Annotated in this window: 14 protein-coding genes; all 14 read right to left on the bottom strand. The window is 45.2% G+C overall.

Going from position 1 to position 12,994, the window contains the following annotated elements; translation table 11 throughout:
* Window positions 1-113 precede the first annotated feature (113 nt).
* The 14 genes from JUF22_RS04235 to JUF22_RS04170 all read right to left on the bottom strand — a co-directional run bounded on the left by JUF22_RS04235 (window position 114) and on the right by JUF22_RS04170 (window position 12,900).
* The gene (locus JUF22_RS04235) at window positions 114-1,856 is read right to left on the bottom strand and encodes a putative glycosyltransferase family protein (RefSeq protein ID WP_203643766.1); all 1,743 of its coding nucleotides are present in this window, start codon (window positions 1,854-1,856) and stop codon (window positions 114-116) included.
* Window positions 1,857-1,927: 71 nt separating this feature from the next.
* Entirely contained in the window at window positions 1,928-2,497 is a 570-nt protein-coding gene (locus tag JUF22_RS04230; protein WP_203643764.1) for a hypothetical protein, read from the bottom strand.
* Between the two features lie 70 nt (window positions 2,498-2,567).
* Entirely contained in the window at window positions 2,568-2,930 is a 363-nt protein-coding gene (locus tag JUF22_RS04225) for a hypothetical protein (protein WP_203643762.1), read from the bottom strand.
* Between the two features lie 18 nt (window positions 2,931-2,948).
* Window positions 2,949-4,328, bottom strand: coding sequence for a zinc metalloprotease (locus tag JUF22_RS04220; protein ID WP_203643760.1), 1,380 nt, complete (start codon window positions 4,326-4,328; stop codon window positions 2,949-2,951).
* A gap of 46 nt (window positions 4,329-4,374) precedes the next feature.
* Window positions 4,375-4,938 (bottom strand): hypothetical protein, encoded by a 564-nt coding sequence (locus JUF22_RS04215; protein ID WP_203643758.1) that lies wholly within the window; start codon window positions 4,936-4,938, stop codon window positions 4,375-4,377.
* Window positions 4,939-4,965: 27 nt separating this feature from the next.
* Window positions 4,966-5,430, bottom strand: coding sequence for a hypothetical protein (locus JUF22_RS04210; RefSeq protein WP_203643756.1), 465 nt, complete (start codon window positions 5,428-5,430; stop codon window positions 4,966-4,968).
* Between the two features lie 94 nt (window positions 5,431-5,524).
* Window positions 5,525-6,586: a hypothetical protein gene (locus JUF22_RS04205; RefSeq protein ID WP_203643754.1), complete on the bottom strand. Its 1,062-nt coding sequence runs from the start codon at window positions 6,584-6,586 to the stop codon at window positions 5,525-5,527.
* A gap of 147 nt (window positions 6,587-6,733) precedes the next feature.
* Complete coding sequence (locus JUF22_RS04200) at window positions 6,734-7,249, bottom strand: hypothetical protein (protein WP_203643753.1); 516 nt, start codon at window positions 7,247-7,249, stop codon at window positions 6,734-6,736.
* A gap of 11 nt (window positions 7,250-7,260) precedes the next feature.
* Entirely contained in the window at window positions 7,261-7,704 is a 444-nt protein-coding gene (locus JUF22_RS04195) for a hypothetical protein (protein WP_203643751.1), read from the bottom strand.
* A 37-nt stretch (window positions 7,705-7,741) separates the two neighbouring features.
* On the bottom strand, window positions 7,742-8,263 hold the full coding sequence (locus tag JUF22_RS04190; protein ID WP_203643749.1) for a hypothetical protein: 522 nt from the start codon (window positions 8,261-8,263) through the stop codon (window positions 7,742-7,744).
* Between the two features lie 45 nt (window positions 8,264-8,308).
* The gene (locus tag JUF22_RS04185; protein ID WP_203643747.1) at window positions 8,309-9,169 is read right to left on the bottom strand and encodes a hypothetical protein; all 861 of its coding nucleotides are present in this window, start codon (window positions 9,167-9,169) and stop codon (window positions 8,309-8,311) included.
* A 172-nt stretch (window positions 9,170-9,341) separates the two neighbouring features.
* Window positions 9,342-9,770 (bottom strand): hypothetical protein, encoded by a 429-nt coding sequence (locus tag JUF22_RS04180; RefSeq protein ID WP_203643745.1) that lies wholly within the window; start codon window positions 9,768-9,770, stop codon window positions 9,342-9,344.
* Between the two features lie 18 nt (window positions 9,771-9,788).
* On the bottom strand, window positions 9,789-12,299 hold the full coding sequence (locus JUF22_RS04175) for an AAA family ATPase (protein WP_203643742.1): 2,511 nt from the start codon (window positions 12,297-12,299) through the stop codon (window positions 9,789-9,791).
* Between the two features lie 28 nt (window positions 12,300-12,327).
* Complete coding sequence (locus JUF22_RS04170; RefSeq protein WP_203643733.1) at window positions 12,328-12,900, bottom strand: hypothetical protein; 573 nt, start codon at window positions 12,898-12,900, stop codon at window positions 12,328-12,330.
* Between the last annotated feature and the right edge of the window lie 94 nt (window positions 12,901-12,994).

Here is a 12,994-nt window from a genome sequence, read left to right as displayed (position 1 = left end):
CTAATTTATTCGTCTTATCGCTTTAATACCGGCTTTTATATTGAAAATATAATAGTTCTCATCAGCAGAAAGGTCAATTAATTTGATTAAAGGTCAAAAGATTGGTTAAAAGGTCAGAACTTTTTGCTGTTGGTCAATCGTGACCGCCACCACCAAACCAAAGTCCCTATCCAGCCAAGTGTCGCAACCCACAACAGCAACCGGGAAAGCAAGCGCGGCTGATAATGAAAGGTAAACGTATTCTGACCAGCACGACTCTGAACCGTTGCCAAACGTAACGTCTGCTTGGGATTGTTGCGGTACTGAAAAGCGTGCCTGTTTAGCGTCGCTTGCGTGTTGCGGTACATGGCGACTGGTAACGTCAATGACTGGGCTTTCGTGCCCGTCCACCGAAGCGTTGTGGTCTGCCGCCCAATCGTTTGGTACAGGTGCGGACCATTACGGTGGTAAAGCACGTGATCTAGTTCCTCATACGCCGCGAAAACATTATCAGTCGGTTTGTAGTTCGGCTGAAGGGGCAAATAGTCCGGTGTTGATTTAGTCGCGAGCGTTAATGGCTTAGCGAGATTAGAGCTGTTAAAGGCTGTCCGCAGGTTTTCCAGTTCCTTAGCGGAGTACGTCCGTGCTGGATAAATGGCACGTGGAACCGCAAAAAGTTGTTGCGTATGCCGCAGGGTTGAGTAGCCATTGACGGCAATTAGGAGAACACCTAACCCGGCAATCCCTAGTCGCAGCAGGCCATTCCACCCACGACCCAGGATTGTCGTTGATAGCAATTGACCATCAGCGACCAGCAATAGCACCGTCCCCACCGCCATAAACCGCGAGGGAAACTGGATAAAACTGATGGCTGGCAGTAAATGAAAAATGGCATTCCAGGGCAAGAGCACCGACGAGATTACATAGAAGCCAGCACCGAGACTCGCCGTCACCTTGGTCGAGAAGCTTAATTTGCGCCAACCAATCAAGAGAATGATCACACTGGCGACCAGCACCACCAGAATCAGATAGCGTGAGCGATGCAGGACCAGGACGTTAAACGCCTTTCTGCTGGGGTCTTTGACCTGACCGACGCCCAAGATTCGGTTGCCCATAAAGACTTCTACCATGCCGGCAATCACGTTGGCACATAGAACCAGGTACAGCAGGATGGCCTGCCCAATTTTCAAGAGAAAATCACGCCGATTTGGTAGACGAAACAGGGCAATAATCGCGTAAACGAACAGCATCAGTGCAATTTGCGCGGCTGAAATCAAATGGGTCTGTGTTAACAGCGCCATCACAATTGCCATCTGCCAAACGTTGACCGGGTGCTCGCGATTTTCAATCATCCGTACCCCAACGATCACGCCTAAAGGCATCAACGCCGCGCCCCAGCTCATGAAGGACTGACGGATGTTCCACATAATAATTTGATAAGTAAACGGATAAAGAATGGCAATCGCCTGTGCTGTCAGGTTAGTGACCCGACACCGGCGGAGCGCCACGTACATGCATTCGGCGGCGACTGCGCTGAGGACGACGCGAGACAGGACTTGGTATTTCACGTAGTTACCTGCCAGCAGAAGTAAGGCGCCATTGAATCCCGCGGCAAACGGCCCATAGATGGCATTGACCATCCGACCCATCCCCTGATACTCATAGGGCGCGACAAAGTAATGGAAATTCAGCTGTTTTAGCTGCGTGGCAACGTCGTAGAACCGGTTAAAGTGAAAGAGCCCATCGACACCGAGAATAACCGAGTGACTGGTAAGCTGCGGTAGCGCCGCTAAAAAAGACAGCGCAATCACAATTAAAAGAAACGCGTGTTGCCACAACCAGGTTCGTCCCGGATGTTGGGCTGGTGACTCTGACATAGAAATCCTCCTTGTTAAGTGACTGTTGGCAAAGAAAAAGAGGGTCCATTGAACCCCCTTCACCTATATTTTTAGTCTGGTAATTTTTTACTCAGCTTGTAGTCTTCAAACAACACTTTGCCATTGTTCAAGACGATTGCATCTCCATCCGGATTATCCTTAGGGAGGTAGCCGGGAAGCGTATTCCACCACCAACTAAAATGCGCCGCAACGTTGTGATATTTTTTGGCCTTCAGCTTGCCAAAATAACTCACATTCATAAAAATGGCTGTGGTTCCATCGGACGTCATCCCACGCACTGGATTAGTCTGTTCCGTTGGGTACTTTGAGTCCCATTTGGACATCTTACGATTGAAAGTCACCGTTCCTTTATGATTTTTCCGAATCAAATAGGGCTGTGACCCTTTCTTAATCGTCATCTTGGTATAAAATTTTGTCCGCTTCCGATAACGCTTGCTGAATTTGCTAGTGTCTTTCAACTGATAAACAATTGCGGTGACCTTGCCTTTCTTCTTGGTAACTGTCACCGTGGCACGCGTCGTTTTATCCTTGTACGTATGCGTGTTGGCCGAGGCCGTCGTCACGATCAAGAAGCATCCTGCCATGACAGCGAGACTGGTCAGCAATAGTTTTTTAACCATTTGTTTCACAATTTCCACCTCATTATTTTGAAGAAAAAAGCTTAAGTATTTCACAACCATCCCTCAGAAATTACCGATGCCAAACAGTCACCGGATCATTACTATCTCCTGGTAGGCCGTGATACATCTTGTGCCCTTTAATCCAGTACGGGGTCTGCTCGAATAAATCCAACCGCTTAACGGTATACTTATTGCCGCTCTTGAGAACCTTTTTAAACGAAATCTGACTAACGTAACGCGTGCCCTTAGGTGCCCAGTAAATATGATATTTCGTAATCTTGGTTTTATACCGACCCCGAATCCAGACGTGCCGCAACGCTTTAGGCATCCCGTTAACTGTAGCCGCATTGGCCGTGGTTGGGGTTGCATTAATTAGTAACACTGCGACGCCTAACATTAGTAACGCAGTCAGTAACCATTTCATTTTTTTCATTGTCGTGCTTCCTTTCACTTACCAGTATCCTAACTGTTCCGTCAGCTTTGCCCGGTCAATGTCTCGTTGCGACAGGATTCCAGTGTCTATCCCCTGTTTGACCTCTGGACCCTTGAATTCCTCCCAAGGATATTTAACGTTGGCCGACGTGTACTTACCCTGTAAGTTACCATTAGCAAAAAGCATATCTGCTAAATAGGGCGTATGATCCAATCCTAACGAATGACCCAATTCATGCATGATTACAGCACCAATAAAGTTGGTATGCTGCTTACTAATCAGTTGCTTTAAGACTTTACTTCTTTGACTTCTTAAAACCGTATCCTTTTGACTATAAGCATCCTGTAGTGTTCGCAATGCCGCCCGTTTCTGTACCGCTAATTGCTTACGTTGAGCCGTCAAAGCCGTTCTTTCCGCCGCCGTAGCCTGACTAACCTTCTGATTTATTTCACTAAATTGCGATTGGTAACTTGCAGAAATGCTAGCCTTCTGCGCGTCATACTTATCCTTATTCTGCTTTACTTGATCTCCCAGGGACTCATATTGTTGTTTCAAGTCTGGGTCAGCCGTGCTTGAGTTGCCAACATCAACGTCATTAAAGTCCGTTTGATCGATAAGAACCGTTTTCCTATCATACAGTCCTATCCAATTATCTTCCTGGTCGTTTTCCTGGTTGTTACCCAGCTTGACCGTCATCGTATGGTTCCCCTGTGTCCCTAATGTAAATACCGTTTTACCAAGTGCATCGTTCCATTTCTTAATAGCAACAGCAACACTTGCATTCATTGCGGAATCTTTTACATATAATTTGGCTTGATGGTGTTTAAAAACGCCAGTATCACTAAAGTTCGTCAAATTAAAATTCGTATCAAAAAGGTCATCGTATGTCTGATAGTCTTTCTTACTCAAAGACAACAGCTTGCCAGTTGGATCTAAATCCGGCGACTGATTAATCAGTGACTGCAATTCAGTCTTGGTCACCGTTGGCTTGGCAACGACTTTCTTGGTTGTAGTGGCTTTCTTGGACTTCTTTACCACATACCGTTTCAGATTTCCTCGCCAAACGTATCCCTTAGTCCGATGGTTCTTCGTGACCACGTAGAAGTAAATGGCCTTTTTTCCATTAGGCTTCTTCACAGTGACCTGCTTTTTGGCATAGAATGTGGTCTTCCGGTGATGCTTCAACGACCAGGACTTCTTGGTCAACTGCTTATTCTTATAGAGATAACCCTTCTTGGCCCGGTAAGCTTTTCCACTCAGTTTCTTAGTCTTTACGATTTTCACAGCCTTAGTCTTGGCTAAAGCTGCTCCCGTATTTTCACTAGCGTTCAAGGTAACCAAACCAACTGATAGCGTGGCTGTAATGATGCCGACGGTTGTAATTGTCTTTCGTTTCATTTCTAAGCATCTCCCATTACTGAATAATCTCGCTAATCACTGTCGCTTAAAGCTTCCTCTGGTTACTGTATGACGTCCCAGGTGACTTAATGATTTTCGGGTATTGGTAGGAGTACCAACGTTGATAGGGCGCGGACGCGTTGTGTACGAACTGTTCCATGACCCGGTAGTTCTTGCCCCGTAGCTTGTGATACGTTGGGCGGCCGATGAAAACCCAGTATTTAATAATCTTTTTGTAATGATACTTTTGCGATGGGAACTTGAGGTATTTAGCCTTTCCGGCCGTAATTTCATAAAATCCTTGTTCTACCTTATAAACGTGTAGTCGCTGACTCTTCTTACCATGATTAAAACTGTAGGTGTGCTTCTTGGTGTGAAAACGATAATCTGGCGTTTGCCCTTTAGGCCCATCCGACACGTACACGTGATACTTGGTCACACGTGTCTTAATGTAATACTGACGATAGTTTTTCCCGTTCGTATTGTTGTACCACGTCCCGCGAATGGACTTGGGATTATAGTGGTAGACCTTGGCCGACGCCGTTTGTGGAAACAGATATAATCCACCCACCAACGCGACCATAAGTACGAACCATTTTAAATGCTTCATGACTTGTCCTCCTGTCTTCTCAAACGACTAATAGCCATAGTAGTAAGTAGACGAGACTTTTTGAGCCGGTGAAGCTGGTGTGCAGCGTAATGCAGTTTTACCGTTCCGCTTGACTCGCTGCCAGCTTGCCAACATATCTGTATAACTCTGACCTACAGCATAGGTCTGATGCTTACCAAGTTTTGTAACTGATAAGTCGCTATGCCACAGACGTTTCTCTTTAGCTCGTTTAGCCACCTTAAACGTCTTACCCGATAGACTAAACCAGTTCTTTTTACCGGCTGTCTGGCTCTTAACCTCCCACTTGGTAAAAATAACTTTATCGTAGGATTTCTTCTTTTTATCGTAATGCCGCCAATGGCCTCGCAAGGTCTTTGGAACGACCGTATAATGCTTCGTCACCGCTTGCGCTGTCACCGGATTAGTATTAATCAGCGTTAACCCACCAACCATCGTCAGTAACAACGTCAAAGTTATCCAAAATTTTTTCATGTGTTTAACTCCCCTTCACATCGCCACAATAATTTTCATTATCCTGGCATCTTCACAAATAACGATTAATTGTTAAAAAACCTGCGTTACTCAGTCAATAACTGTCAGCATCAAGTAATTTGTCATACTGATTTTCACTAACAGTCGTGGTTTTTCCACGGGTAATGTCCACTTCTTGTTTGCCAATTTGTTCAATAGGTGATTGGCCTTCTAATAACTCACCACGACTATCCGTTGCCATAATATAAAACTTAAAAACATAATGCCCAGGCTTCTCCGGATAAACGCTAAATTTAACGGTTTGTGTCTTCTCATCTACGTGATAATATAAATCAGCTAAGCCATCGCTGCTGTTTTGAACCCATTGACTATTTTTAGGCCACAATGATTTAAAACCTTTTGGATGCGTTCGCGCGAAAGCATTAATGATCGGATAATGATATCCTTTAGCCATTTTCTGTAACTTATCGGCAACACCCCACGTATAGTAGAACGATTGCTTGTCCATATATTTAAATGACTTTGCAGTCACTAGCGGCTGAACCGTGTTTTTCGTCAGATCTGTATCAGCCTGGCTGGAAGGCACGACAATCGTATTACCTCCGAACCCATCATCGGTTTGATACTTGAGCACAGTCCCGTGAACAGTCGGTAAGTTAAACGTCTTGATTGGTGTCCCTTGATACTGAACCAACGTATCCCCTCGAGACGTTGCCATATAGCGTTTACCCCAAAACTTTTGAATAATCTTAGGTAAGTGCTTAAAGTCTTGATCATTTCCCCAAGCACCCGTGGTAATCTGATCCCACTGACCAGTAAATGCAGGGGCAGCATAGCCTGTCTTCTTAGCAGGAATTACCGGCATCCCGGTAACTGTGTATAACCGAAAGTGGCTTGTCTTATTCTTTGGAATCTTATAACTACCATGACTATTGGCGTGAACTTTCTTGGGCATGACCTCAACATTCATGCCATGTTTCCCTGAACCGCGATACCACAAGTGGCCGCCCTTATGGAAAGTGGCGCTCTTAGCTTGTGCGACCACCGTTTCATGCTTGTTACCAACAGAACCAGCCCCAACTACACCAAAGGTAACGCCAATAATCAGCAGCTGGCCCACTATCTTACTAATAGATAGACCTCGTGTGTTCTTCATAAGATGACTCCTTATCCTTTTCTATTCGGTAATGTCAGCCGCAAAAATAGTCATCTAAAACCAGAGTCACTATCTTTGCGGCTTTATCTTTCACACAAATAAGTTGGGGACAACTCGACTGTCATCCACCAACTCTTTGTGTCTTGCTTAACGTAATCCTTTAATGGCAACCTTCTTGGTATACACGTGGGCCCGGTCTTGATGCATGGCCGCAGCAAATGAGGCCTTTTTACCCATCGGTCCCGCCACACCGACCATCCCGGTGTACAGTGCCGCGTACTTATGACCTTTGAGGGTGTAGGTACCGCGCTTGTAGCTCTTCCACATATTACTGTTGGTCCAGGAAACGGTGTACCATCCGTGACCATTGCTAGTCAGGTTTACCGCATGTTTCGTTGTGAAACTCTTAACCAGCTTGTAAGTCGACGTGCCTTGAGACTTGCCGTAGTGCCAAGTAGTCAGTTTCATCGCCCGCTTGGTAAAGGTCGTCTTGTAGCGATAGTGCTCGGCATCCCGGTAATACCAGGTGCCACGCATCTTCTTAGGAAACGTTGTCACCGTTTTAGCGGCCGCAGCAGGTGTTGAAATGCGCGTCTGCATCGCCACCATACCAACGCTTAGACTGGCTAAAATGAGTCCACCCTTAATCACTAATCGATTCATGTGCTTGCCCCTTACTTAACACGCTGATAATGGAACCCAGAGAGACTATTGTTACCTTTAATACTCAATAGACCTTTCTTCAGAACGAAGTGCATTTTAACGTTCTTTTTATCCCTGAATACCCGTCCCTTTACAATGGTACTAATGTTTTTGTAGTGAGTTAAGACCGTGTAGTGCCCCTTAGAAGTCTTCTTGTAACGTGGTGATAAGTACGTGTCGTTCGTATCAGGTTGTTTCACAATGAATTTACTGTTTGAGATTTTAAAATGCTTTAAAACCCCATCTTCATTGGATAATTTCCAACGCTCGTTTTTAGGCATGATCCACTTACCGCGCAGAACCTTAGGCATTCCTTGATGATACTTAGCTGCTTGAGCACTAGTTTGTGGTTGTGCAACGGCTCCAAGGGTCAGGCCCAACACAACGGCGGCTGCTGTAGCAAATACTTTTCTCATGATTATGACCTCCAATTAAAACCTATCGCTGACTTGACTAAAGTAAGCCTTTAATAGAAACCTTCTTAGTATAAGCGCGTCCATGGTCTTTGTGCATGGCCATGTCAAAAGATACCTTCTTCCGCACAGGGTCTAATACACTGACTGCGCCGGTGTATAGAGCTGCATACTTATGTCCTTTGATTGTGTAGGTGCCGCGCTTGTAATCGGTCCATGCATCGGTGTAGGCCACACTGACCGTATACCAACCGTGACCATTTTTGTTCAAGTACACATCACCCATTTTCTTACTCTTTACAACCAATCTATAAGTCCATTTGCGTTGCACCTTACCGTCATATAAAATAGCTTTCTTCAGGGTGTGCTTGGTAAAGATCATCCTGTTAGTGTTATTGTTCCCATCACGGTAGTACCAAGTTCCCCGCATTTTCTTGGGGAAGGTTTTCATGTTTTTGGGCGTTGTGGCCGCCTGGGCTGTTGGCGTTATATTCGCAGTGAATACGCCGCCCAAACCTAGGCTAGCTAAAACCAAGCCAATTTGTAGAACAAATCGTTTCATCGTGTGCGCTCCTTACCTGTTCTTATCGTCATATGCTATCACTGACTAACGAACCGCCACTTTAACAGTCTTGGTGATAGAGGCGTACTTGCTACCGTTCAGTCCACCGGCATTGGCTTTAACACTTTTGGCCTTAGGCGCATAAAGCTTAATCTTGAACGTATTCTTACTGATCTTCAGGTACTTAGCACCACGGTAAGACGTGACTTTCACCCGGTTCAGCTTCTTAGTCTTCGCTAATGCTGACTTGGTCAATCGGTTATGGGTGACCTTTCCCGTTACCACAACGTATTTGCCTTGCTTACGCGCTTTAACGCTGTAAACCTTGTTAGCTTTGGCTGCTGGTTGGACTTTGGTGACACTTTCATCATAATCTTCAAGAGCCGAGAAGAAGTTTTCACAAAAATCGTTTAACTTAAAATCATTATCTCTCTCAGTATTTTTAACAGCATCTACATCACCCTTATACGTATCCAGGGCAATCTGATCACTCTTCGTCAACCGAGATTTAAAATGGTTGTATAAAGACATGACCGCGGCGTAGTCTTGATCAAATGCATCCTGATCTCTAAAATAGCCTGGTGTATTCAAGTTCTGATAGTCTAGCACTGCTCCAGCTATCGTTGGCGTTTCAGGATTTGTCTCCCCATAAGCAGCTAATGGATCTGCTAAAAAGGCCTTGATTGTTGAAATCCCCAGCTCTCCCTTAATGGTATCAGTAGACATCAACCCAGCTTTTTGAACGGCATTCACATCACTTAAAAATTGCTTCCGACTAACCGTCTTCGCCTGGGCAACCACCGTTTGTGTCAAGGGCACATTACCATTGGTCAACAAGTCTGCCCCACCAAATAAGGCCAGCGCAGTGACTGAAGTTAAGGCTGTTCTTACGATAAATTTATTCATAACTATTCCCTCCAAAAATTGGCTTCAACTATTCCCAACAACTTCGTAAATATAATCAACAAGTTATCCACTCATACACTATGTAAAATCAACCAGCGATTTCCAAACTGCGCCGTCCGGACGCAATCACTCCCTTATTCGCTAGCTGAATTAATACGCTTTTTTACTAAGTCTACTTTTTCGGCAACCAAGCAGTGGCCTTGGTATAGTGACCATGGCCTTTAATCAATTGATATTCTTGATACTTCAATCGATTACCAACCCGCCTGATTCGGACCTGGTATGGCTTCAAAGAATTTATCATTTCAATTCCTTTAAGAACGTAGACATGTTGACTAGTCTTGCGGTACTTCATCTTTCCCAATACAAGCGGATCACCAATCCAATATGAATTAAGACCCTTCTTAGTGATTTTTACACCAAGCTTGGCATTAAACGCGTACTTACCTTGACCTGCCCGCTTGTTACGTTCCCAAGTGCCACGCAACACCTTGGGCGTCCCCTGGTGCCACTTGGCTGCATGAGCCGTGGTTGGCGCATTCAATGCCAGTGGCAGGCCAATCGATAGACTTATCGCAGCCAGTGCTAACAACTTCTTCATAAGCTTAGCTCCTTCACTTTAACGAATCGCTTCAAGCAAAATCTCATCCGGAATCACGGTCAAATCAGGCCGGTCCAGGTGATCAACTAACCAGTTCTTGTAGTTACTGATGAGCTTGTCCGTAAAGTTCCGGGCCCAACGCCCATTCGCCTGCTCATTGGCTGGCAAGCCCTGGTACTTATTCGCCACCAAATGCTTCAACAATGACTCATCAATCTTCCAGTTCTGAGAAATACGCCGATACACAATTTCACCAATTTCGTCCGGGGTATAATCACTAAAGTTCAGTGTCAGTGGAATGCGTGACCGTAAGCCAGGATTAGCGCTTAAGAAGGTCTCCATTTGATCCGTATACCCGGCAAAAATCGCAATGAATTTATCCCGATTATTTTCCAGTTCTGTAATCAAAGTTTCCACAGCCTGTTTTCCGAAATCATTACCATTCTGCGCCGTTAACTGGTAAGCTTCATCAACAAACAACACGCCGCCCAATGCATCCCGGACAGCTGTACGCGTTTTCTTTTCCGTGTGCCCGATGTACGCACCCACTAGGTCGGCCCGACTGACTTCCATGACCGTGTCTTTTTCCAAAATTCCCAGGTTATAGAACAATTGTGCCAAGATTCGGGCAACGGTTGTTTTCCCAGTTCCAGGATTTCCCGTGAAGACCATGTGATACGTCGGCTTCTTAGAATCCGGCAACTTGTCAGCCAGTTTTCGCTCCACAGCGACCCGTTCGACCAAGTCATGGATGTAGCTTTTGACATCATCCAGCCCAACTAATTGGTCCAGCTGGTCTAGTAATGCCTGAACCTTATCAGCCTTAGCGTTATCATCCCCGCCAACCAGTTCATGGATATCATCATCCAAAATCAGGGTAACGTCGCGCTCAGGGTCATCAATACAGTTATTGGCCACGATTTGAACCAATTGTTCGTTAAAGTTACGAACCCAACGACCATTGCTATTCTCAACACTACTCTTGTAGGCTGTTTCTACGGCATCCGTGTAAGCTTCGTGGTTGAATTTAAACTGCTTGCTCTCTAGTTGCTTGACCCCAATCGTGCTAATTTCTTTGGGCGTATAGTCCTGGAAATCAAATACGTTTGGTGCGCGCGATTCTAAGCCCGGATTCATATTGATGAAATCTTTCATTTCTTTGGTATAGCCGGCGAAGATAATCATGAGGTCATTGCGGTGGTCTTCCATAAATTTCAGAATCGTATCCACGGCTTCTTGACCCCAGTTTGTCCCGCCACCCTCTTGGTACAACGTATAGGCTTCATCAATGAAAAGCACGCCACCTAAAGAATCCTGCAAAATTTTCTGTGTCTGCTTGGCCGTTCCCCCAACAACTTGGGCGACCAAGTCCTGACGCGCAACTTCGTGATAACTATCATTGGGAAGAATTCCCTCATCATGCATGACGCGGGCAACCAACCGCGCGACCGTCGTTTTCCCAGTCCCAGGATTCCCCAGGTAAATCGAATGGTAAGACTGACTGACACTGGGCAGGCCCTGTTCTTCGCGCTTCTTATTATAGATAGCAACTCGCATGAACCGGTGAACGGCTTCCTTCACCTTGGTCAACCCAATCATGCCATCCAGTTGATCAATGGCTTTGACGACTGGCTTTGGTTCTTCAGTTGGTTCCGACTCTGCGTCGTCATTAGTTTCTGCGTCGTAGGGGACTGCTGACTCGTAGGAGTTTGTCTGGTCATCTTCACCGTCAGTTGTCGCCACCGTCACTTCTGCATCCGGCACACTAACTTCTGACTGTTCATCCATCGCTACAACCATTACTGGTTTAGACTCCGGTTGAATATTATTTTTCTGGTTAGTTAAGAATCCATGAACAACAAAGACATCCGTTCTGTCAGATTGGAGAACTAGGCTCTCTACGATTAGCTTTGACCCATCAAAGACTTTAACGGATGGATTGTCTGTAACAGCACCATCAAAATACACGTCGGTTCCCTCAAGTTCAGCCTCATTTGACAACCATATTTTTCCGTTGATTTGGCTGGTTTCAACCTTAAGATAACTATTCAAGACATAAATACCATCGACAATTGATTGTTTAACTAAGTAATGTCCACCATCACCATCTAGGGCTTCATATTTATCCGTACTGTTTCGTCTAACCTCAGAGCTCAGTAATGTCACACTGCCGTTATGGTTCCAGATGGTTGGAACGTCACCCGTCGTGTCTAAATTGAAGATCGTTCTAGAAGCAATAAACTCTCCGTTTGCTTGAACGTTGATGACATTGTTATTGGCCGTGAAATTAATTTGCATATTCTCGACCTCAAACTTGCCATTTTCTGCGACACTGAAATGTGAGTTAATTTGCACGTCTTGGGGCTGCTTGCCATCCCCCCTCATCCGAATATTCTGAATATTGTAGCCATCGGTGTTCGTATAGGTACCTGGATCAAAAACGATCACGCCACCGGCTTCTACCATCTTGACAGCTTCATCAAAGGTATGCTTGCCAAACCCCTTACCCACTAAAATCGGCTTTCTCACATCGCCACACTCCTAACTCCGACACGTTTTATAGATTCATCTTTTTTGCTTCATGATTCATGTAAATTAATCCCACTGGCCCAATGATGATGCTGCCTAACCATTTCACCATGAAAAAAATGAAGCGGAAGAACCAGTAAATCATCACCATTGAACCATTTGATTCATCAGAGTTATTGTTGGGCGTCGCAAATAGGATCCGGGCAACTGCACCCGGTTCTTTATGAAAGAGTCCGCCAATTTCCTTGAAGACGGTAACCGTCACTGGATAGAGGATAAAGTCCAAAATGAACCACCAACCCCACTGACTCATTGCTGACGCTGAAAAACCGCCCGAAAAGAGTAGTAGACCAATGAACGAGAAAATGTACTGAGTTATCCAGAACGATGCCGGTTGGAGTTTAAAAACCCGCGTCACATAATGTCCGTAGTGTTCTAGGTCCTTCGGCTCGTTAACTGCCGCCTGGGTACCGAACTGCGGTTGCTGGGTTTCTGTCTCATTCTCAGCTGTCACCTTTTCAGTCGTCGTATCTGTTTCATCATTGGTTGATTTGGTATCATCGCTAACACTATTGACCCCAAACTTTGGCTTATCATCCATAACTAAATTCCTCCTGATTTCAAATTCCTATGTATAGACATTACTTTCAAAATATTTCAATAATTACCATCGTCGCCTTAATCCACCAAAGCTA

It is taken from the genome of Levilactobacillus lanxiensis (assembly GCF_016861655.1).
GTDB classification, from domain to species: Bacteria; Bacillota; Bacilli; order Lactobacillales; family Lactobacillaceae; genus Levilactobacillus; species Levilactobacillus lanxiensis.
The sequence above is the reverse complement of the archived record's forward strand: the minus strand, read 5'-3'. Positions and strand labels throughout refer to the sequence as shown.